This window comes from Pedobacter sp. MC2016-05 (genome assembly GCF_026239735.1).
Taxonomy (GTDB): domain Bacteria; phylum Bacteroidota; class Bacteroidia; order Sphingobacteriales; family Sphingobacteriaceae; genus Pedobacter.
This window is the reverse complement of record NZ_JAPIVT010000002.1, coordinates 19,640-41,149: the sequence shown is the minus strand read 5'-3', so window position 1 is coordinate 41,149 and position 21,510 is coordinate 19,640. Positions and strand designations below refer to the sequence as shown.

Genomic DNA, 21,510 nt, shown 5'->3' with positions numbered 1-21,510 from the left:
TAAGGCTATAAAACTGTGATGAGTTGATTAATAGATACACTCAAAATGTTTCATAAATGTTTACGAGCTGAATAAAAACGATTTTCGCTTTTAAAAAATGGTAACAAAAAACAAGTCTTGATAAAATTTTTCTGGGATATTCAGATAAACGGTTGAGAATTATGTTGCAATTGTATGTATTTGAAACGTAATCCGCAAGAAAAAGTTTAAAATGTTTATAAAAATAATAGGTGTGAAAATATTTTAGTAGCTCAAAAAATTTAAAAAACCTCATATTTGCAGCAGATAAGCACTTATATGACAAAGCACCAACTTTTCGAGCAGATACAAAAAAAGCGTTCATTTTTATGTGTCGGATTGGATTCTTCATTGGATAAAATTCCAAAACACTTGCTGAAATACGAAAATCCGATTTTGGAATTCAATAAACAGATTATTGATGCGACAAAAGATTTGTGTGTTGCTTATAAACCAAACACTGCATTTTATGAGTGTTATGGTAAGAAAGGTTGGGAAACTTTAATTGAAACCTGGAAATATATCCCACAAGATATTTTTTCTATTGCCGATGCAAAACGTGGCGATATTGGTAATACTTCTGCAATGTATGCAGAAACTTTTTTTAATGAGCAATCATCAGAAATGAGTTTCGATTCGGTTACCGTTGCACCGTATATGGGTAGCGATTCGGTTACACCATTTCTAACTTTTAAAAATAAATGGGTTATTCTGTTAGCATTAACCTCAAATTCTGGCCATGCCGATTTCCAATTACAGCAAATTGGCGAGGATAGACTTTTTGAAAAGGTGTTAAAGACGTCGCAAGAATGGGCAAGCGAAGAACAAATGATGTACGTTGTTGGCGCAACCCGTGGTTCTGCTTTTGCGGATGTACGCAAATTGGCTCCAAATCATTTTCTTTTGGTTCCTGGGGTTGGTGCACAAGGAGGAGATTTGCAGGAAGTTTGTAAATACGGTTTAAATGCGCAATGCGGATTATTAATTAATTCCTCACGGGGAATTATTTATGCAAGTAGCGGCGAAGATTTTGCAGAAAGGGCAAGAGAAGAGGCTTTGAAGCTGCAGCTTGAGATGGAACAGATATTAATTACTGCTGAATTAGTTTAATTCTTTAACCACAGATAGACAGGATAATCACAGATTTAGGGATAAATATTCATTAATTATATTCCTATATTGTGTGAATGTTAAGCCAAAATGAAATCACAGAAAAAATAATTGGATTCGCTTATGCGGTTTCAAATACGTTAGGAAGTGGGTTCTTAGAAAAGGTTTATGAAAATGCATTATATATTGAGGTTAGAACAAGTGGACTAAATGTAGTTAAGCAAAATGCATTAAAAGTTTTTTATGGTGATGAGGTTGTAGGTGATCATTTTGCTGACTTATTTGTAGAAAACGAAGTGGTGGTAGAGCTAAAGACTGTTAACATAATAACTGAAATTCATCAAGCTCAATTAATGAACTATTTAATAGCATGTAATAAACGTTGCGGCTTAATTATCAATTTCGGCAAACCTCGTGTTGAAATCAAAATAATGGTCAATGGCTATTAATCTTTCAAGATCTATTTTTCCTAGCTTATTTCATAGTAGAAAATATAAACATTCATTTTAACCGATAATTGAAACAAAAAAATAATCAGCAATGATAGACACTTAGCTATCCAAAATATATCTGTGTTTATCTGTGCCCATCTGTGGTTAAAACATTTTAAGTACTATGAAATCCAAAATAGATTTAAAACTTATCCTCGCCTTAACTGGCGTTGCCTTAATTTGGGGAACAACCTATTTGGGTATTCGCGTTGCCGTAGAAAGTATTCCTGCCTGGTATGTTACAGCCATTCGCCAAACAATTGCATCTTTAATTATTTTAATCATCCTTATCAAACAAAAAGAATTAAAATGGATAGGATGGACAAGTTTTAAAAGACAAATATTGCTTTCTATTTTGATGGTTGTAATTGCAAATGGCATGACCACCGTTGCCGAAAAAACAATTCCAAGCGGATTAACTTCTTTAATAAATGCCACTTCGCCTCTTCTGGTTTTTCTAGGATGCGTTTTTCTGGGGATTCAAAAACCGAGTTTAAAAGGGTTTGTTGGTGTATTTGTCGGTTTCCTTGGAATCGTCTTCATTTTTCGGGATGGTATTAGCGACTTGCTAGAACCGGGCTACAGAAATGGAATTTTGTCATTAGTGATCGCCGTTTCAGGGTGGACAATCGGTACCATTTATTCGAAAAAACATAGCGGAAAACCGCAGTACATATTTTTAAATCTTTTTTATCAATTTGTATTCTCTGCAATTGTTCAACTGGGTTTAGCCTTGATTTTTTCTGGCAAGGCTGAGGTAAGCTCCTGGAAAACCGAAAGTATCTTTGCTGCTGTTTACCTTGCAGTATTTGGCTCGGTGCTAGGCTATTTCTGCTATCACTATGCATTGAAAAAGGTTTCTGCATCCGAGGTATCTATCCTAACTTATTTTAATACAGTTATCGCAATATTTTTGGGATGGTTAATTTTAAATGAACATGTTGGTATAGATTTAATTGTTGCAACTGTTTTGATTATTGCTGGTGTTTTTATCACGAATTATAAGAAGAAAGCGGAAGTAGTTTAATATTCTTTTCGTTATTTCCACCATAGTGGAGACATCTTCAAACGAAAACTGAACTATATTCACGGCGCCGAATAAATTAAACCAAAACTTTACGGAATATTTCATTATCTTCAATAATAAATTTTCCTGAGGATTTTCTTCATTATGTTTGGCAATTTAGATCGTTTGACAATAATGATTTGAAAACGGCTAATGGAGAAAATCTGAAAATCATTCATCAAGGTCTTCTAAATAAGAACGCTGGTGCTGATTTTAGTAACAGTAAAATACATCTTGGTGAAACGATTTGGCAGGGAATATTGAAATTCATATCAAGGCTTCAGATTGGTTAAAGCACAATCATCAAACCGATGCGGTTTAGATAACGTAATACTGCATGTGGTTTATGAGAATGATATAGAAATTAAACGAATGGATGGGTCTGTTCTTCCTGTCTTTGAATTAAAAAATCGCATTGCGAATGAATTAATTGAGAAGTACCAAAATCTGTTTCTAACACTGACTGATTTTCCCTTCATCGCTCAAATTAGAACTGTAGATAAATTAATTGTCGATTCATTTTTATCAAGAACATTAATCGAGAGATTTGAGCAGAAAACACATACGGTAATAGAAACACTCAGCGAGTTAAATGGCAATTGGGATGAAATTTCCTACCGGTTCATGGCCCGAAACTTTGGTTTCAAGGTAAATGCTTTACCTTTCGAACTCTTCGCGAAGGCGATACCACAGCGAATCTAAAGCAAGCATAAAGATAATTTACTATTAATTGAGGCTTTAGTGTTCGGTTCAGCCGGCTTTTTAAATGATAATTTTAAAGAAGAATATCCTGCAACGCTTAACGAGAATTCCAGTTTATCCAAAAGAAATATAAAATACAACCCATTGAGGTTTCCGTTTGGAAATTTATGCGGATGCGGCCACAAAATTTCCCCACCATTCGTAAGAAATATAAAATACAACCCATTGAGGTTTCCGTTTGGAAATTTATGCGGATGCGGCCACAAAATTTCCCCACCATTCGTTTAGCGCAATTTGCTACATTAATTTTAAAAGCAAATCATCTATTTTCGAGAGTGATGGAGATCAGTGGTGTTGCTGAGCTTCGTGGGTTGTTCGAAAACCTTCCTGTAAATGACTTTTGGAAAACGCACTACCATTTTAAAAAAGAAACGCAGGAAGTAAGTATTCAAATAGGTAAAACATCAATTGATAATATTTTGCTTAACACTGTCGCTTTGTTTCTATTTGCTTATGGCAAACATACCGGGACACAATTCTATGTGAGCAGGGCGATTAAGTTATTAGAAAGGTTACCCTCAGAGCGAAATGCAATTACTGAAAAATTTACCGCTGCAGGTGTAATAATAGATAACGCTTTTGCACCGCAAGGGATTTTGCAATTGAAAAAACAATATTGCGATCAGAAAAAATGTCTATCTTGTGGTATTGATATAAAAATTTTAAAGCAGGCATAACTACTTAAATTTAACCAAACTTTCTACCTTATAAATTGGTTTATCCATTATGGAATTTCCACACGAACTTAAAGAGCTTTATCCCGACAAAATTATCGAAGTGAGAGGCAATGCTGATGCTTTGACAGTGATATTGAATGCCGATGTTGATATAGAAAAATTTAAAAATGATTTGAAGAAAAAGTATTCAGGTTTAGAAGAACAACAAATTTTGTTCATTAAACATGAAAACAGGCAAGACTTCGAAAAGCTCATTTTAGAATAGTGCAACTCCGAGTCTAACCGAAATAACTGTTAAATTAGTGCTGATACTTCACCTTTCTTTTTTGATATTGATAAACAATAAATAAAATGAGCTAACCATGTTTCAAAGAATCATCACCTATTTCGAGCAACAAAGTTTTGGCGTATCTACATACCTGGCCAATAAACTAAATATGAGTACGGCGAAAGTACGTTTGTTTTTTATTTATTCCTCTTTCCTGGCTGTAGGTTTTCCGATTCTGTTTTATTTCCTGGCAGCGGTTGTTTTGGATATTAGAACCTACATGAAAAAGATTAGGTTAAGAATTTGGGAGTAGAATCCCAAACCCCTGAAGAGTTTTCCCTTTCTAGTGTTTGATTAATGCGCCTCAGTTATACCTCTTCATTTTAAAACAGGTATCTTCAACCTTATACTTCTTGCTTTTCATTGCCACTTTAGGGGGCTACTCCTCCCTCAAAATCTCTGCAATTTCATTAAATCCCTTTTCTGCGGCTAAATCTGCTGGCAATTTCCCCCCTTCCATGCGTAAGCCTACTTCTGCTCCATGTTCTAAAAGCACGATGATTAATTCAATGTTCCCCAATTGTGCTGCGGTATGTAAAGGTGCTAAGCCAGCTTTCTGACAAACGTTAGGATAAGCACCGGCATCTAAAAGCATCTTCGTGATGTTAATGTTATTAGCCGCAACTGCGGAATGAATCGGAAAAACATTAAATCCATTCTTAGATGCTAAGTTCACATCTGCACCTTTGAGTACCAGAAATCTTGCTAATTCTTCATGACCAAAGTAACAGGCTAGACCCAATGGCGTAAATCCATCTTCAGAGAATTTATTAACATCATCAGGGTTTTGGAAAATAAGTAGGGTAGCGATATCGAATTTGCCAACAGCGCAAGCTTCAAACAAAGTCAGCTGATTAGAAAATTCTGCAATTATATCTGCTATGCTTTGCTTTTTATAATAACAGGCTAGTAGCAATGGAGAAATGTGATGAGAAGTATTCGTATTTGCCAGTTGTGGATTTTGAATCAAAATCTTTTTTACCGCCTCCAAATTTCCTGCTTCAATTTGTTCTTCGAGTTCCGATATACTCATGTTATTGATTTTAGTACAAATAATCGATTTAAATTAACAAAAAAATAATGGAGTTTGAAACCTCAGCTTAAAATATATAGAAGCGTAGAGGCAAAGCACAAGACATACGATTTTGCAGGAGCAGGGTTTTGATAGAGTTTAGAACGTTGGTTAAATAAACCCGATAAAAGCGGAAATACTTTTTCGTTGTTACAATCTTGAATACGTTGTCATTCTGAGGCACGAAGAATCTGCAAGCTATGAAACAGATTCTTCGTGCCTACCATTGACGTTTCTAACTTTCCGTCTTTGCGAAATCGATTTTTCATCGATAGAAGCTCCAGAGGAATGCCTTTGACACAATCTCATTTGTTGTATTCTTTTATTAAAGGAGATTGCCTGGTGCCTCGCCTGCCTGCCGCAGGCAGGCAAGACCGTTCTTAAAGTCATTATATTGATTTTCATGAAATAAATTACCCCTCACAATAACAGAAGTTTGATAAAAATTGTAGCGGATGGCAGGGCTACAGCTGCGATAAAAAACCGAACATGCTTTTTTAAAATAAAAATCCCGTTTAACCTCTCCAGGCAAAACGGGATAAAACCTAAAACAAAATCCGTTTCATTTGACAAAACGTACAACTTGTGTGTTGTTAAAATAATAGACAAGTTTTTCTGTTTAAGGTTTAATACTGGCTTAATAATTTTATTTATTTTAAGGCTGATTTAAAAACGCAAGAGATACAACTATATATTTTATATTTGTTCAATATTAACATTAGTACAGAAAATGGCGGTAAGGGGAAACCAGTTTAAAACCAACACATTCAGAGATAAAGGTGCAGAAAATGCGTCAGGTAGGCCATCGTCAAATCGCCAGCCGAAAGAAAAAAGAGAATATTTACCAAGTTTCGACTTGCAGGATGGACGTGCAATAAAAATTGTAGGCCTGTTTTTTGTTATCCTTTCACTTTACTTTTTAATAGCTTTTACATCTTATTTATTTACCTGGCAAGATGACCAGAGTTATGTTATTGATGCCAACGGCGGCTGGGGAAATTTGTTTAAAACAGCTGAGGAACTTAAAGATTCGGGCGTTACTATTCCGGTTGTACAAAACTGGTTAGGTAAATTTGGTGCCTTATTATCTCATCAATTTATTTACGAATGGTTCGGTATTGCTTCGTTTTTATTTGTATTGGCTTTCTTCATTATCGGATACAGATTGTTATTCAAGGTTAAGATTCTTTCCATTTCTAAAACTTTAGGATACAGTTTTTTCTTCTTATTGTTCATCTCGCTTACCTTAGGTTTTGCTCACGGCTTTTGGTCGGAGTCGCCACATTATGTTGAGGGGGAATTCGGTTATTGGAGCAATAAGTTATTGGCGGCGCAAATAGGGGCAGCTGGTGTAGCTGGCTTAATTGCTTTCGCCGGTTTAACAATTTTGATCATCGCTTATAACATCGATTTTAAATTTCCAGAGCGTAAGGAAAAAGAAGTTTATCTGGATAACGAAACGCCTGATTATGTAAATGAGGTGAGGGAAAAATTTTCTCAAAATAAAGAGGTGGAGGAGGCATCGGCACCGATCGAGTTTCCTTTGCGTGATAAACCGTCCGTAAGCACCGAACGCAGACAGCAAAATGTAGTGATACAGCCCAACCGTTACGAAGCAAAAGAGCAAGAAGAAGAGGTGATTGCCCCTGTAACTTTATCGCCGCTGGCTACGAATTTGCCATTATCAACAGCAGCAACAGCAGCCACCTCTATGCCTTTAACAGTGGAGCCAACTATTCAGGAGGAAGAAAAGGAACCTGCATTTACAATTGAAAAAACGGAAGAAGAGAAAAAATCGGAAGATTTAGTTGAACAATTTGGTAATTATGATGAGAAGCTAGATTTAGCGGGTTATAAATACCCGACAGTTGATTTGCTAGAGAATTATGGTACCAATAAAATTTCTGTCAACGCCGAAGAGCTGGAAGCCAATAAAAATAAAATTGTAGAAACGCTTAATCATTATAATATTGAAATTGATAAGATTAAGGCTACAATTGGTCCAACGGTTACACTTTATGAAATTATTCCAGCGCCAGGCGTAAGGATTTCGAAAATTAAAAACCTGGAAGATGATATTGCGCTTTCATTAGCTGCGCTGGGTATTCGTATTATTGCGCCAATGCCTGGAAAGGGAACAATAGGTATCGAGGTTCCAAATCAACATCCAGAAATGGTGCCGATGCGTAGCATTTTGAACACCGAAAAATGGACTTCCAACACCATGGATTTGCCGATAGCTTTAGGTAAAACCATCAGCAATGAAGTTTTTATAGCTGATTTGGCTAAAATGCCCCATTTATTAGTGGCCGGGGCTACGGGTCAGGGTAAGTCGGTTGGGATTAACTCCATTTTGGTTTCGCTGTTATTCAAAAAACACCCGGCACAATTAAAGTTTGTATTGGTCGATCCTAAAAAGGTGGAGTTAACTTTATTTAACAGAATTGAACGCCATTTTTTGGCTAAACTACCTGGAGAAGCCGATGCGATTATTACCGATACTAAGAAAGTGGTTAATACACTGAATTCGCTTTGTATTGAAATGGATCAGCGTTACGATTTACTGAAAGATGCGCAGGTTAGAAATTTAAAAGAGTATAACGATAAATTTATCAAGCGGAAGCTGAACCCAAACAACGGGCACCGTTTTTTACCTTTCATCGTTTTAGTTGTTGATGAGTTTGCCGATTTAATGATGACGGCTGGTAAAGAAGTAGAGGCGCCCATAGCCCGTTTAGCGCAGTTGGCCCGTGCCATTGGTATTCACCTAGTTTTAGCCACCCAACGTCCATCGGTAAATATTATAACCGGTACCATTAAGGCCAATTTCCCTGCAAGGTTAGCATTTAGGGTGCTTTCGAAAATTGACTCAAGAACAATTTTAGACAGTGGCGGTGCAGATCAGTTAATTGGCCGTGGAGATATGCTTTTATCTACCGGAAGCGACTTAATCAGGCTACAGTGTGCTTTTGTTGATACACCGGAAGTAGATCGGATTTCTGAATTTATTGGTAATCAACGCGGCTATTCGGATGCCTACCAATTGCCAGAATACATAGACGAGGCTGGAGAAGGTAGTAAGGCCGACTTCGATCCGAACGAGCGTGATAAGTTTTTTGAGGATGCTGCCAGATTGATAGTGATGCATCAGCAAGGCTCTACATCATTAATTCAACGTAAGCTGAAGTTGGGTTACAACCGTGCTGGTAGAATTATCGACCAGTTGGAAGCTGCCGGAATTGTTGGTCCGTTTGAAGGAAGTAAAGCTCGGGAAGTTTTATATCCAGATGAATATTCTTTGGAACAGTTCTTGAATAGTATGGATGACAAAGGCTAGATTAAACCAATACTAAAAAAATCGCTCTAACATTTCAAAGAAAAAATTTAATATAAGATGAAGAAATTAATTTCAGCATTAATGGTTGTAGTTGCTTTTACAACATCAACTTATGCTCAAACTGATGCAAAGGCGAAGGCGATTTTAGCAGAAGTAAGTAGAAAATACAAATCGTATAACATTGTGAAAACAGATTTCTCTTTCACTTTGGATAATCCGAAAGCTAAGGTAAAAGAAACACAGCAAGGTACTTTGTATGTGAAAGCCAATTCCAATAAGTACAAAGTCGCAATGACAAATCAAGAATTATTTAGCGATGGTAAAAGCCAATGGACTTACCTTAAAAAGGACAAAGAAGTGCAAGTGAGCAATGTAGATAACAGCGGCGATGCCATTAATCCTGCAAAAATCTTTACCGTTTACGAAAAAGGTTTTAAATACATTTATACGGGCGAAGAAAAAGTTGGAGCGAAAACCTATCAAATGATAGATTTGACTCCGGTAGATGCAAAGAAATCAATTTTTAAAGTTCGTTTAAGTATTGATAAGGCTGCTAAGCAAATTGCGAATGTGGTGTTGTTTGATAAAAATGGAAACAAATACACTTACAATGTGAAAACTTTTTCTCCTAACGTAAATATCCCGGAAGCTACTTTTGCATTCGATGCAAAAAAATATCCAGGTGTTGAAGTAGTAGATTTAAGATAATTTTTTTTCCGCTTTGCGGGACATAATTTTAGAAGGTTCAGTTGGAAACAGCTGAACCTTTTTCTGTTGCAAGATGTACCAATCGACTTTTGTTGCTCTAAACGCGGTGAGGAATCTCTTCTATGGTCGCATGTCGCCTGAGTCTCTCTAATCTTTAAAATAAGCCTTAACAAAAGCGATTAAAAAAATCATGCCTGTCTTTATGAATGCTGCATAGATTTCTCTAAGTTTGTTGCAATGTCGTTGCCACTAACAAACCATACTTTAGAGAAGCTAGAGCAATTGCTTTTTGCGATGGGTTTTAAGGTTCGCTATGAAAAGGGTAACTTTAAAACGGGTTCCTGTCTTCTGGAGCATAATAAGATTATCGTGGTTAATAAATTCTCCAATTTGGAAGGAAAAATAGCAGCTTTAGTTGCTTTGGTTAAGCAAACCAATCCTGATGAAAATATATTAGACGAAAAGCAACGACAATTTTTTCATTCTTTACAACAAACCGAATTATTTTAATGCAAGCGCAGGTAGCAGATTATAGATGTAGAAAGGAAGTTTCATTACGATGAAAATTACTTTTTTAGGCACCGGTACATCACAAGGGGTTCCTGTAATTGCATGTAACTGCGAAGTTTGTACATCTACCGACAAGAAAAACAACAGGTTAAGAACATCAATTTTAATTGAAACTAACGACAAAAGTATTGTTGTCGACAGTGGTCCTGATTTTCGTTATCAGCTCTTGCGTGAAAAAGTCAAGGATTTGGATGCGGTTTTATTTACCCACGAGCATAAAGATCATATTGCTGGTTTAGATGATATTCGGCCTTTTAATTATTTACTCCATAAGGTTATAGATGTTTATGCTACAGAACGTGTTCAAGCTGCTTTAAAAAGAGAATTTTATTACATTTTTGCAGAAACTAAATATCACGGTTTGCCGCAAATTAATCTTCACACCATTAACAACGGCGAAGATTTTAAAATAGGGGAGAACACGATCATACCATTTGAAGTCATGCATCATTTATTGCCGATCACGGGTTATCGGATTGGCGATTTTACTTATATCACTGATGCGAAAACTATTCCCGAAGCTAGTTTTGAAAAAATAAAGGGAACAAAAATATTGGTGCTAAATGCCTTGCAGCATGAACCACATATTTCTCACTTCACCTTAAACGAAGCGATGAAATTTTCGCAAAAGGTTGGTGCAGAGATTACTTACTTAACGCATATCAGTCACAATTTGGGTTTGCATGAATCCGTAGAAAAGCATTTGCCAACTAACATCAGGTTGGCTTACGATGGATTGAAAATTCAATTGTAAATCTCTGTTTCCAAAACCTAAAAAAAAATTATATTTGCACTCCACTTACTCGGGTGGCGAAATTGGTAGACGCACCAGCTTGAGGGGCTGGCGCCCGTACGGGTGTGGGAGTTCGAATCTCCTCTCGAGTACATGTTCAAAGTATTCCTGCTTAGGGCATAAACCGGATTTTGAACATAAAAAAGTCCGGTTTTTTATGTTCAAATCGGCCTTTAATGCAGTTTAAGTGTTGTTCAAAGAATTCCTGCTAAGGGCTCTTGTAATTAAGGGGGGATTAGCAGATTTTTTTTGAACTCTTTTGACTGGAAGATATATTGTGGAGAATAAGTTTTCGTACCATTTATGAAGCTACATTAATTTTGAGTTCCTTAATTGGATATTTCGGCTTGATTGACCAGGTGTATCCGTAGCGGATTGACCAGTACAAGAAAACACAGACTCAATTGTATGATATTAATTATCAATTTGTTGAACTGGTCAGTTTAGCCCGAAACAGACTGACCTTAAATTCCGAAATGAGTTGATCACCCCTAGCGAAATCTCCAATCAAGATGGACATACGTTACAATACTTTTGTGCATGCACAGAAAACAGATTACAATTACAATACCTTTAATCTAAACCTTACCTATTTGTTTGGTCGCTCGAAAGTTTCTGGAAATAATAAAAACATATCATTTGACGAAAAAAGAAGGGCGCAATAGCAGCATAATTACAAATTGGCAGTTTTAACGCCGATAACACGGTTATTAATTATTCCGAATCTATCTGTTTAGGTTAAATGGAACAAAAAAAAATACTAATCAAATACGACATTTCCTTTTCGTTAGGTGGTAAGGGGCTGACATTAGTACTTGGGTAAGCGGCACCGGAAAATGTCAAGAAATGTATTCAGGAACAATACTTGGATATCTCGGACCTGATGTAGCACAAAAACGCTTTACATCTGAGCAATTTTTTTCCTGATGTCAGGAGTCCATTTATAAAAACATGGGTCTTTACAACAAATGGTTTCTAATTTGAAAGTTAAACTGCTCTCTAGTATGGCATTATTTATTTTTATTTAGGCAATTTTGCGGTGAAAGATGACCATGGATTTAAATACACGCCGTATGAAGATTCGCCCCGTTGAAGGAATAAACAAATATTACCGCTGAATTTATGCATTGCTTCGGCTGAATGAAAATTGAATAAGTTTGTAAATGAACAATAATAACCCACAACAAAAAAATGTGGAAGGAACGAAACGTATACTGCCTATAATACTAGCAACGGCTATTTTTATGCAGATGCTCGATTCAACGATATTAAATACATCGCTGCTGGCAATAGCCCGGGATCTCAACCAGTCACCATTAAATATGCAAAATGCAATTATTGGCTATGTGTTGACCCTTGCTGTTTTCATGCCGGTGAGTGGCTTTCTGTCTGACAAATTTGGCACCAAAAAAGTATTCATCTTCGCATTGATAATTTTTACGCTTGGTTCGCTTTTTTGTGCGTTATCCGGAAATCTGACCCAGCTGGTTTTATCCAGGATTATACAAGGGATCGGTGGAAGTCTGATGACGCCGGTGGGAAAATTAGCATTAGTAAAAACCTTTCCCAAAAAGGATTTGCTGAAAGCAATGAATTTTGCGATAATACCTGCATTAATCGGTCCGGTATTAGGTCCCCTGGTCGGCGGGTATATGGTCGATTTTTTATCCTGGCACTGGATTTTTTTAATCAATATTCCAATGGGCTTGATAGGTATCGCGCTCAGCCTCCGGTATATGCCAGACTACCGCTCAGCAGTGATTGATTTTGATTTAAGAGGTTTTTTGATCTTTGCCAGCGCATCCTTACTACTTTCGGTTTCACTTGAGCTTTTTGGCGACGTCGTTTATATCACCCCTGCGCTGGGTATAATGTTACTCGGTGTGACCATGCTCTATTTTTACTATCGTCACGCGACAAGTGATGATAATCCGATTTTTCCATTAAACCTTTTTAAAGTCCGGACATTCCGAGTAGGAATACTCGGCAATCTGGCTACACGTCTGGGCATTAGCGCCATACCGCTATTATTACCGATGATGATTCAGATTGCTTATTATCAATCGGCGGTTGTTTCGGGATGGATTATAGCACCAATGGCTTTAACGGCTATTATCGCTAAATCCCTGGTCATAAAAATCCTGAATAGATTCGGCTACAGGAACACTTTGATGGCGAATACTTTTATCATTGGATTGCTGATTTGTAGTATGGCTATTCCTGCCATCGGAGCTTCAATTTATTATTACATACCCATCATTGCCGTGTTGGGGTTTTTCAATTCCATCCAATTCACCGCAATGAATACCATTTCAATTGCTGACCTAAGAGGATACCACACCAGTAGCGGTAATTCGCTGGTTTCAGTCAACCAGCAACTTGCCATTGGTTTTGGGGTTGCGTTTGGACTAATTGTACTGAAGGTATTCAAGGGGGATAGCAAACTTATCAATGATGATATTCACAATGCTTTCCGCTACACTTTCCTCGTCGTAGGCCTACTGACTATTTTATCCGGTTTTGTTTTCAGAAGACTTCATTTTAAGGATGGTGATAATTTGAAATAATCAATGTTTGTCGCTTCCGCTCGAAGGGTATAAAGAAAATCTGACCAACTAAAAATGGATTGATACGATGGATTACATTTATTCAATTCATCTGTTTTTAATTTCTTCCAGGAATGGCAATCTTTTATTTCGAAAACTATATCTCAACTTCAGTAAGAATTTTAGTTTCGAAGTTATAGTTTAAGTGTTGGCTATGGTTGAACAACTCGAAGATTGTTAAACCCCAGACGATCTTAAATTTGCTCAGACCATAACAATGTAAAGTGATGATGGATTGGCATACCAAGACTGTTTAGCTCTTGAGATTGTGATCAGGAGTCTAAAGGTTATGCAATAGCGACTTCTTGACAAATCATCTTGAATGTATTCATCACAGCCAAATTTAAAATTTTCAGTAATAGGTTAACATATCAAGAACTGCTCTCACTTGAGCATTATTTTTAAAAAGCATTATAACCTTCAGGTATAATCAGAAGTTGTTGCTCCGCAACATATCGTAATGAAGGAAGTCCAATTTCTTTTCTCCTCTCATCTACGTTTGAAATATCCTCAATCATTGAGATAATTCGTTTACCACTCTTTCTGTCTATTTCCCAATAAGTACCATAGATTTGTTTCTGACGTTTAAGTCCTTTGTTCCTATCAATCAAAATAGCTAAATAATAAGGGGGGAATTTACCCGCAAGAACGGCACTTCTCATCAAAGGTTCTATCTCGTTGAGATCTCTTTCGTCATTTGATCCATCATTGAATGTGTGCATCAACAAAATAAATGCTGCATCAGCACCGTCTTTGCCTACATTTTCGCGACTGGGAAAACCGATTCTATCCATGATAGCCTTCAAACTTGCCATATTCTGCATATCGTTGATATGTATTAATGAATCTACTTTCTTGAAATTAAGGATTCCAAGCAATGATCTTAAGGTCTGATCTTTCTCCACCATAGTCAAAAGGGCTGTTCTTTCATCCAGGTTTTTAATCTCTGATAAATAGATACGTCTCATTTCAGCTACACCTTTCTGTAATTGCCGGTTTTGCTTAAAAAAGGTGAATATGAGGCTGTCCGCTGCAATCATATTCTGATCTGCTCCATTTCTGGCGGCTTTTCGGATTTGATTTCCAGCCTGTTTAAACCGCTGGAGCTGTAAATTGATTTTTGCGGCTGATAGTGATACTTCAGGGTTATTATCACTAATGGCTAATGCCTTTAGATATATATTATTTGCCTTGACAAGGTTTTTTGCTTTTGATAGACTGTCCGCCTTATTTACTAATGTAAAGTATTTGATCATTTCATTTTGGGCTGAGGCAACTGCAACCGTAGATAGAAAAATTGCAAAGAAAAAAAGTGTTTTAAGCATTCCTCTAATGATTAGTGTAAATATAAGGATAAGGATGGTTCGGATGTTTCGTGAATATAGTTGTTTTCCGTGCCGGTAACATTTTTTTAACAATCATTAACTATCAAGTAATGGATTTCAGGACAGAAGATATGCACTGATTTTCCGGTTTGGCGATTTGGCACAAGCAATACAATAACGTCTAAGCGTGTTATACGCCTTATTACCAAGGTTCGCTATCTAGTTATTCGGATTCACCAATCAATGCTCAAGATGCTTGAAACCTTTACCGACGATTTATTTTTTTACAAAATAATAGGTCAGCTTCGCGGTAGTGTAGGCTGGGTCATTGTTATACGGTACTTCCGTAGACCATGTCATTTTATCATTATCTATGGTGATCTTATAGGTTTCGGTTGGATTATTTGTGATGCTGATGTAATTGATATTATTGTTATTATAGAAACTATAGTTATATGTTCTAGTCCCCCTGGCATCAACGCTTTTAGCGGAATTATCACCGGCAAATTCCCAGGCTTGTCCATTTAGAACGGGTTGGTCTACGGTTTTGGCAAGCTTCCCTGAGGCATCATAATACTCAATTTTGCCCGCCGTGGTTATCCAATTACCCGTTATTTTTACTTTAAGTGCTTCAGGATCGTTAACAGTTGGATCATCCTGTGCATCTTTTTTGCAGCTGATAAAGAAAAAACAAAAAATAAGGGATAGCGCGTATAGTTTAGATTTCATAGAATAATTTTACTCAATAACCTTTCGCCGCTATAATAGTTTTACTATCGCTATAACCATCGGACGAAATTGTATCAGATATCTTTGAATCATTTCGACGCCAATAAGGCGAATACGAAATGAATGGTATGGTACTATATTCTGATGTTTTGTGGCCATATTACTTATTCAATTAATCAATGACTGAGGAAATCAAGTACGATTTGATTAAAAAGTTTGGGGTTTTTTAATGGTAAGTAGTGATCTTCACCCTTGACGATTTGCACGCTGGAACTTTTGATATGGGAGTGGATTAGAAGGGTGTGTTCCGATTTAATCACATCAGACTCACCAGCCAGGATCAGTGTGGGAATGTTTGTCTTATTTAACTCATCTTCATTTATCCGGGGTTCCCGTAATACCAATTGAGTGAGTCGCAACTGGTTGTTGGATGCGGCATCTTGAAGATTCATCAGGCTATCTCTACGTTTTTCAAACATTCGGACAATATCTTCCTTTATGGCCCTGCTGCCCGGAAAAATATTTGCGCCCATCAGGACCATTTTATTTATTTTGCCAGGGTGTTTCAAAGCAAACTCAATGGCTGTATTTCCGCCATCACTCCAACCCAGTACATTCGCTTTTTTGATGTTGATGGAATCCATTACCGCCTTTAGGTCATCCGCAAAAAGCCTGTAGCTATAGGCCATCGTATCTCGGTTGATGCTATTTCCATGTCCACGGGTATCTATGGCAATGACCTGATAATGTTCCGCTAGCGATGCTATCTGGTTTCGGAACGAGTTGATGCTCTCGCTGTTTCCATGGAGCAGAATCAGTGGAGTACCTTTTCCATAACTCTCATAATAGATTTCTCCGTTTGCCACCTTGATACGCTTTCCATTGTTGTTTCCGTACAATGCCCCGGATATCTCCGGATCAACTTGCGTTATCCCATCCAGGTTTTCCTCCTGTTCTTCTTCCTTCATATTTTTGGTTTTCCTGGTTGATACTTCCAGGCCAATAAGCAAATGCGAACTGGAAACTTTTTGCCACGTTGCCTCGCTTTTTATTCTGTAGAGGCTTGAGCGCAGCGGACTGGGGAATGAAGGGATAAAAAATGCCTGCCTGCTCGTGTCCCCGGGTAAAGACTCGAGTTCAAGAATGGACAGCGAAATGGCAATTTCTTTTCTTCCCTTTATCTCGATCTGGTAAGGACGCAAATCTATGGTCTGGACCTTCGGCATTCCCTGCTCAGATGAGCCAGACACATCGAACACCACATCCTTACCCAGCAAGGACTGTTCGGGAATTCCATTTTTAATTCCATATACATTCAGTCTGAACTTTATCTTTTTGAAATGTCTTCTGTTGATGCCGAAATTAAGTGTTCTTAGGTAAACATCCGGGTCTATTTTAAGAATAGTCGCCTGTTCGCGGCCTTTTTCATCGCTGAATCTAGGTATATTTTTATACATTGCAGGGAAGAACACCAGATTAGCCGACCAGCGTCCATAGCTTTTTATTTTTCTTTGCCCGGCATTTATTTCCACGGTTTTAAGGTTTAGAGGCAACTCCTTTAAAGAAATGATCTTGTTTCCATTGATGAACTGTTCTATATTCATTCTAGCGGTCTGAAAACCTATTGCCGAGAATATGAGCGAATCTGTTTTAGAGGTTTCATCTGGGCGATAGCTTAGCCTATATTGCCCCAGTGAATCAGAAACGGTACCGATAGCCTTACCTCTAAGGCCGATACTAACAAAAGGAACTGGCAGGAGGGTGTGTGCATTTATAGTTTTTCCTGATACTTGCCTGTCTTGGGCATGAACGCCAGTATTTATAAAAATAAAAGGTGCGAGTGTAATAACGAGAAAAAACTTAATAGTCGCGTATCTAGAAGGGATATTTTTTTGCATTTTAAGGCCGTTTTCAGTTATGATGAGATCCCGAGGAAAAAGGTTGCAAGTACAGGGTTTTTATATTATTTCGACCTAGGTATAATCAACCCGATAGACGCCTGGCAAATGCTAGAGAAGAAGGGACAGAAACGTCGTTAATATGGAGATTTCGGACTGTGACAGCATAAGATTTCGGAAAAAACTGGTGCCAGGTGGTTTCAGTAAAAAATGATCCAGTCAAACAATTGATAATAAATATGTCTTAAATATTCAAAAACTTTTTGCAGTTGGTCAGTTCTCTACGGTATTGGGTAGTCATAGCTGCCAAAATCCCCATTCAAATGAAAAAGCAAAACTGAATTTTCTTGATCATAATGGTAAAATTACTTATAGCCTGCCCGGATAAATTGATTAGACTAAACTGCACTTTCCTTAATTTAGGTTCTGAAATTGCTTGGGACTCAAGCCTGTCTGCTTTTAAAAAGCCTGGAAAAATAGGAGAGGTTCTCAAAACCCAGCATATAAGCGGTTTCTGATATGTTTTGTGCGGAGCCTTTCAACAGATTTTTGGCTTCCGAAATCAAAAAAATATGTATCAGTTCAAGGGCAGTCTTTCCCGTTTCCTGCTTCAACAGATCACTCAGATAATGTGGAGAAGTATTGAGCTGCTGGGCGATAAAAGTAACTGATGGTAATCCTCTTATTTCGCCACCCGCTACGTATGTCGTTAGAATCTGATTGAATCTGGACAATGTTTTTCCGCTGGCCTCCTTGCGGTTGATAAATTGCCTTTTATAATAGCGCTGCGCATACCTGAGTATGGACACGATGTGACCTATCATAATCTCCCGACTATACTCGTCCTGGTTGTTTAGGTATTCCGATTTTATCTTATCGTGCAGTTCCCATATTATTTTTTCTTCACTCGGCGAGAGGTGAAGGGCTTCATTGACTTCATAATCAAAAAAACTATACTTTTTGATATCTTGATACAGGGCATGGGCCAAAAGAAAATCCTCATGGAAAAAAATCAGAAAATCATCCTCCTCGAACACCAGATCCTGAAAGGCAATGATTTGTCTGGGCCTTGTAAAAGACATCGAGCCGTTCTGGTGATCGTATTTGGTCTTGCCATATCCAAAGGTACCGGATTTGAGTTTTTTAAAGCCGATCATGTAAAAGTCGGTGGTAAACTGCTGATAACCACTTGAACAGCTTCCGCCACATTTGACCAGGCTGATCAAAGGGTTCTCGGGCTGGGCGAAGCCACTGCTTTTATGGAACTCACTGATGGTTTTATAATGTTTCATCGGGGGAAGAATTTAAACAAACCTACACCTTATCCGGCGTAGATTTGTCAGTAAAATATAATGCTTAAAATAACCTGCTAGCTGCCATGTGCCGCTAAAGAAACCTCTTTCCAGGCCTCCCAGGTCTCCAGCCGGTTTTGATAAACCGACTTGATCCAGGGATAAGCCACCTTGCCGAGAAATAACCTCAAAGGTGGATGCTCACTATCAATGAGCTGTAATACTGCCGGCGAGGTGGCGAGCGGATCGCCATAATCGCCGGGTTTTGCATTATCCTTCATCGCCTGACGGATCGGATCATAGATTTCCAGTGGAGCACTTTGTACTGCGGAAGCGCCTGCCCAGTCCGTAGCAAAGCCATTTGGTTCTAGTAAGGTCACCTTGATCCCGAATCCTGCTACTTCAGCAGCCAGCGATTCACTCAAACCTTCCACGGCGAATTTCGAAGCGCTGTAAATCCCTAAATTTGGGATGGCGGTCAATCCTAGTGCACTTGATACCTGTATGATATGGCCATGGCCCTGATTTCTCATTACCGGCAGGATGGCCTGTGTCACCCAAAGCAGACCAAACACATTGGTATTGAATTGCCCCCTGGCCTCAGTTTCGCTGGCTTCCTCAATGGCACCGAATAATCCAAAACCGGCATTGTTGATCAATACATCAATACTGCCCAGAGCGGAATTTGCAAATGCTACCGCTTCGAACACCGCTTTCCGGTCATCGACATCCAGCATGATTGGGGTGAACGAGTCCCCAAACTCATTCTTTAGATCATCAAGATCCGAAAGTTTCCTCGCCGTCGCCGCTACTTTATCCCCACGCTCTAAAAATGATTTTGCCCAGGGCTTTCCAAAACCCCGTGATGCACCTGTTATTAAAATTGTTTTCATCTTTCTGAATTTTATACTGCAAATCTAGTCTCAGGTATCTGGCCGGGTTTATACAAAACGGGGAATTTTTAATACAAAAGGGAGGAAAAAAATGAATTGATTGCTCGCTTTGGTGAACCTGTGATGACTAAAGCTTTCCAACGCCGATTTTTAGTTGTTCAGGATTACTTTACCGTTGCAATAATTTAGTAGCTTAGCCATACCTAAATCACATCGCTATGAATCTTTCCTCAGGAGATAAGCCCCACTTCAGCACTTTTAAGGACCATTCTGGAAAGACTGTATTTTTTACCAGCCTGCTCTCTGCCACGTTTTGCTTCTGCGTCCTATTTAGTTCAGCCCAGCAAAGACTGAGCGAAAGAATTACTCAGGTGGAGAACAACCTGACGGGCCAAACGCTCATTAGTGGCGAAAAACCAATGAATCTTCAGGATAGGATGAAACATTATAAGGTCAAGGGGTTGAGTATTGCGGTCATCAAAGATTATAAGGTTGATTTTGCCAAGGCTTATGGCATGGCAGATTCCTCGACCAAAACTACAACTAAAACCCTTTTTCAGGCGGCCTCTATCAGTAAATCCTTTAACGCTCTGGCCATGATTAAACTCTTCCACGATAAAAAGCTGGACCTATATGCCGACATTAATACCTATCTGAAAAGCTGGAAGTTTCCATATGATTCCCTTTCCAGGGGCAAAAAGATCAATACGGCTAACCTACTTAGTCATACTGCGGGCCTTAGCGTCCACGGATTTGGTGGCTACGAGGTGGGGGATCCTTTGCCCAGCACCATCCAGATTTTAAACGGAGAAAAGCCGGCTAACTCTGATCCGGTACGCTCGCAATTTGCGCCCGGAGAGAAAATGCAGTATTCGGGCGGCGGGACGACCATCAGCCAACAATTGCTGGCTGATATCACAGGCAAACCTTACCAGGATTATCTAAACAATAACATCCTTAAAGCTACGGGCATGAATGAAAGTACTTTTGCCCAGCCGCCTGTGGATAATAAAAAGCAGTATCTTGCCACTGGTTATTTAGCTGATGGATCACCGCTGAAAGGACGCTATCACATTTACCCTGAGCAGGCGGCAGCCGGCCTTTGGACCAATCCATCCGAGCTAGCTAAGTACATCATCGAAACCCAGCTGGCTTTGCAGGGTAAGTCGGATAAGGTATTAAATCAGTCTGATACCAAAATCCGCCTGAGCCCATACGAAAACACCAATAGTTCAGCGCTTGGTGTTTTCATCGAATCTCCTGAGGGTACCAAATACTTTGGTCATGGAGGATCCAACCGTGGATTTCAGTCGGCTTACTATGGCAGCCTGGACGGTGGAAATGGCTTGGTGATTATGGTCAATTCCGACAATGGTAGCATCATTCCGGAAGTCATCAACAGCATTGCCAAGGTTTATGGCTTTAAGGGGCTTTATAACACTAAAATCATTACTATAACCGAGGTTTCAGAAACCACACTGGAAAACTATATTGGCCGATACGAGCTTGCGCCAAATTTCATCCTGAGCATTACCCGTGAGGGAAAACAGCTTTATGCGCAGGCCACCGGACAGCGGAGAATCGCGGTACTTGCAGAAAGCCAGACTAAATTTTTCTCCAAGGATATTAATGGTACGGTAGAATTTGTTTCTGATGAAAACGGAAAGATAAAGGAACTTATTTTGGTGCAGGGGCGGACCATCCATGCTAAGAAGCTTTGAGCCCGCATTTAGTGCCTTACAAAAAATGTAAATACCCAGCCAAAAATCTTAGCTCTTTATTTATTGCCTTGCGGTACCTCCGCAAGGCATATATAGGAGTTATTCTATGAATCC

Annotated in this window: 19 protein-coding genes, 1 tRNA gene and 1 pseudogene; 15 read left to right on the top strand and 6 right to left on the bottom strand. The window is 38.5% G+C overall.

Annotation, left to right across the window (positions count from 1 at the left end; all coding sequences use genetic code 11):
- Positions 1 to 297 precede the first annotated feature (297 nt).
- From pyrF to OQZ33_RS03210, 7 genes and pseudogenes are all read left to right on the top strand, one after another.
- Positions 298 to 1,128, top strand: a complete 831-nt coding sequence (pyrF, locus tag OQZ33_RS03240; protein WP_265797610.1) for an orotidine-5'-phosphate decarboxylase — start codon at positions 298 to 300, stop codon at positions 1,126 to 1,128.
- A 77-nt stretch (positions 1,129 to 1,205) separates the two neighbouring features.
- Complete coding sequence (locus OQZ33_RS03235) at positions 1,206 to 1,577, top strand: GxxExxY protein (RefSeq protein WP_265797609.1); 372 nt, start codon at positions 1,206 to 1,208, stop codon at positions 1,575 to 1,577.
- Positions 1,578 to 1,743: 166 nt separating this feature from the next.
- Positions 1,744 to 2,646, top strand: coding sequence for a DMT family transporter (locus OQZ33_RS03230; RefSeq protein WP_265797608.1), 903 nt, complete (start codon positions 1,744 to 1,746; stop codon positions 2,644 to 2,646).
- Between the two features lie 179 nt (positions 2,647 to 2,825).
- Positions 2,826 to 2,978, top strand: coding sequence for a DUF2851 family protein (locus OQZ33_RS24430; RefSeq protein WP_416338739.1), 153 nt, complete (start codon positions 2,826 to 2,828; stop codon positions 2,976 to 2,978).
- 79 nt (positions 2,979 to 3,057) lie between these two features.
- A pseudogene (locus OQZ33_RS24425) lies at positions 3,058 to 4,124 on the top strand (DUF2851 family protein).
- A 49-nt stretch (positions 4,125 to 4,173) separates the two neighbouring features.
- The gene (locus OQZ33_RS03215) at positions 4,174 to 4,389 is read left to right on the top strand and encodes a hypothetical protein (RefSeq protein WP_265797606.1); all 216 of its coding nucleotides are present in this window, start codon (positions 4,174 to 4,176) and stop codon (positions 4,387 to 4,389) included.
- Between the two features lie 97 nt (positions 4,390 to 4,486).
- Complete coding sequence (locus OQZ33_RS03210) at positions 4,487 to 4,705, top strand: PspC domain-containing protein (protein ID WP_056849744.1); 219 nt, start codon at positions 4,487 to 4,489, stop codon at positions 4,703 to 4,705.
- Positions 4,706 to 4,831: 126 nt separating this feature from the next.
- Here the strand turns inward: OQZ33_RS03210 and OQZ33_RS03205 are convergent, their stop codons facing one another.
- Positions 4,832 to 5,485, bottom strand: a complete 654-nt coding sequence (locus tag OQZ33_RS03205) for an ankyrin repeat domain-containing protein (RefSeq protein WP_265797605.1) — start codon at positions 5,483 to 5,485, stop codon at positions 4,832 to 4,834.
- Positions 5,486 to 6,254: 769 nt separating this feature from the next.
- On the opposite strand from OQZ33_RS03205, the gene OQZ33_RS03200 reads away from it, so the two are divergent.
- The 7 genes from OQZ33_RS03200 to OQZ33_RS03170 all read left to right on the top strand — a co-directional run bounded on the left by OQZ33_RS03200 (position 6,255) and on the right by OQZ33_RS03170 (position 13,499).
- Positions 6,255 to 8,861 (top strand): FtsK/SpoIIIE family DNA translocase, encoded by a 2,607-nt coding sequence (locus tag OQZ33_RS03200; protein ID WP_265797604.1) that lies wholly within the window; start codon positions 6,255 to 6,257, stop codon positions 8,859 to 8,861.
- A 57-nt stretch (positions 8,862 to 8,918) separates the two neighbouring features.
- Entirely contained in the window at positions 8,919 to 9,569 is a 651-nt protein-coding gene (locus OQZ33_RS03195; protein WP_265797602.1) for a LolA family protein, read from the top strand.
- A 237-nt stretch (positions 9,570 to 9,806) separates the two neighbouring features.
- Entirely contained in the window at positions 9,807 to 10,079 is a 273-nt protein-coding gene (locus OQZ33_RS03190; protein ID WP_056849748.1) for a hypothetical protein, read from the top strand.
- 49 nt (positions 10,080 to 10,128) lie between these two features.
- On the top strand, positions 10,129 to 10,893 hold the full coding sequence (locus OQZ33_RS03185) for an MBL fold metallo-hydrolase (RefSeq protein WP_265797601.1): 765 nt from the start codon (positions 10,129 to 10,131) through the stop codon (positions 10,891 to 10,893).
- A 47-nt stretch (positions 10,894 to 10,940) separates the two neighbouring features.
- Positions 10,941 to 11,024, top strand: a tRNA-Leu gene (locus OQZ33_RS03180).
- Positions 11,025 to 11,444: 420 nt separating this feature from the next.
- Entirely contained in the window at positions 11,445 to 11,597 is a 153-nt protein-coding gene (locus OQZ33_RS03175) for a hypothetical protein (protein WP_265797600.1), read from the top strand.
- A gap of 498 nt (positions 11,598 to 12,095) precedes the next feature.
- Positions 12,096 to 13,499: an MFS transporter gene (locus OQZ33_RS03170; protein WP_265797599.1), complete on the top strand. Its 1,404-nt coding sequence runs from the start codon at positions 12,096 to 12,098 to the stop codon at positions 13,497 to 13,499.
- 440 nt (positions 13,500 to 13,939) lie between these two features.
- Here OQZ33_RS03170 and OQZ33_RS03165 read toward each other — a convergent pair whose 3' ends face one another.
- The 5 genes from OQZ33_RS03165 to OQZ33_RS03145 form a co-directional block, all read right to left on the bottom strand.
- Complete coding sequence (locus OQZ33_RS03165; RefSeq protein ID WP_265797598.1) at positions 13,940 to 14,794, bottom strand: DUF6624 domain-containing protein; 855 nt, start codon at positions 14,792 to 14,794, stop codon at positions 13,940 to 13,942.
- A 345-nt stretch (positions 14,795 to 15,139) separates the two neighbouring features.
- A complete protein-coding gene (locus OQZ33_RS03160; protein WP_265797597.1) occupies positions 15,140 to 15,592 on the bottom strand; it encodes a hypothetical protein in 453 nt (150 codons plus the stop codon).
- 176 nt (positions 15,593 to 15,768) lie between these two features.
- The gene (locus OQZ33_RS03155) at positions 15,769 to 17,490 is read right to left on the bottom strand and encodes an alpha/beta fold hydrolase (RefSeq protein WP_265797596.1); all 1,722 of its coding nucleotides are present in this window, start codon (positions 17,488 to 17,490) and stop codon (positions 15,769 to 15,771) included.
- A gap of 443 nt (positions 17,491 to 17,933) precedes the next feature.
- Positions 17,934 to 18,782 carry a helix-turn-helix domain-containing protein gene (locus tag OQZ33_RS03150; RefSeq protein WP_265797595.1) on the bottom strand — a complete coding sequence of 283 codons (849 nt, stop codon included), beginning with the start codon at positions 18,780 to 18,782 and terminating at the stop codon, positions 17,934 to 17,936.
- A gap of 77 nt (positions 18,783 to 18,859) precedes the next feature.
- Positions 18,860 to 19,675 (bottom strand): SDR family NAD(P)-dependent oxidoreductase, encoded by an 816-nt coding sequence (locus tag OQZ33_RS03145; RefSeq protein ID WP_265797594.1) that lies wholly within the window; start codon positions 19,673 to 19,675, stop codon positions 18,860 to 18,862.
- Positions 19,676 to 19,893: 218 nt separating this feature from the next.
- Here OQZ33_RS03145 and OQZ33_RS03140 point away from each other — a divergent pair, with 218 nt between their 5' ends.
- A complete protein-coding gene (locus OQZ33_RS03140; RefSeq protein ID WP_265797593.1) occupies positions 19,894 to 21,396 on the top strand; it encodes a serine hydrolase in 1,503 nt (500 codons plus the stop codon).
- Positions 21,397 to 21,510: the final 114 nt, after the last annotated feature.

Bases quoted from the DNA above. Each gene is read 5' to 3' on its own strand.
- OQZ33_RS03175 (WP_265797600.1), top strand. From the start codon at position 11,445: ATGGACATACGTTACAATACTTTTGTGCATGCACAGAAAACAGATTAC.
- OQZ33_RS03190 (WP_056849748.1), top strand. From the start codon at position 9,807: ATGTCGTTGCCACTAACAAACCATACTTTAGAGAAGCTAGAGCAATTG.
- OQZ33_RS03205 (WP_265797605.1), bottom strand. From the start codon at position 5,485: ATGAGTATATCGGAACTCGAAGAACAAATTGAAGCAGGAAATTTGGAG.
- OQZ33_RS03185 (WP_265797601.1), top strand. From the start codon at position 10,129: ATGAAAATTACTTTTTTAGGCACCGGTACATCACAAGGGGTTCCTGTA.
- OQZ33_RS03160 (WP_265797597.1), bottom strand. From the start codon at position 15,592: ATGAAATCTAAACTATACGCGCTATCCCTTATTTTTTGTTTTTTCTTT.
- OQZ33_RS03150 (WP_265797595.1), bottom strand. From the start codon at position 18,782: ATGAAACATTATAAAACCATCAGTGAGTTCCATAAAAGCAGTGGCTTC.
- OQZ33_RS03210 (WP_056849744.1), top strand. From the start codon at position 4,487: ATGTTTCAAAGAATCATCACCTATTTCGAGCAACAAAGTTTTGGCGTA.
- OQZ33_RS03235 (WP_265797609.1), top strand. From the start codon at position 1,206: ATGTTAAGCCAAAATGAAATCACAGAAAAAATAATTGGATTCGCTTAT.
- OQZ33_RS03230 (WP_265797608.1), top strand. From the start codon at position 1,744: ATGAAATCCAAAATAGATTTAAAACTTATCCTCGCCTTAACTGGCGTT.
- OQZ33_RS03165 (WP_265797598.1), bottom strand. From the start codon at position 14,794: ATGATCAAATACTTTACATTAGTAAATAAGGCGGACAGTCTATCAAAA.
- OQZ33_RS03140 (WP_265797593.1), top strand. From the start codon at position 19,894: ATGAATCTTTCCTCAGGAGATAAGCCCCACTTCAGCACTTTTAAGGAC.
- OQZ33_RS03195 (WP_265797602.1), top strand. From the start codon at position 8,919: ATGAAGAAATTAATTTCAGCATTAATGGTTGTAGTTGCTTTTACAACA.
- OQZ33_RS03200 (WP_265797604.1), top strand. From the start codon at position 6,255: ATGGCGGTAAGGGGAAACCAGTTTAAAACCAACACATTCAGAGATAAA.
- OQZ33_RS03215 (WP_265797606.1), top strand. From the start codon at position 4,174: ATGGAATTTCCACACGAACTTAAAGAGCTTTATCCCGACAAAATTATC.
- OQZ33_RS03170 (WP_265797599.1), top strand. From the start codon at position 12,096: ATGAACAATAATAACCCACAACAAAAAAATGTGGAAGGAACGAAACGT.
- pyrF (WP_265797610.1), top strand. From the start codon at position 298: ATGACAAAGCACCAACTTTTCGAGCAGATACAAAAAAAGCGTTCATTT.
- OQZ33_RS03155 (WP_265797596.1), bottom strand. From the start codon at position 17,490: ATGCAAAAAAATATCCCTTCTAGATACGCGACTATTAAGTTTTTTCTC.
- OQZ33_RS03145 (WP_265797594.1), bottom strand. From the start codon at position 19,675: ATGAAAACAATTTTAATAACAGGTGCATCACGGGGTTTTGGAAAGCCC.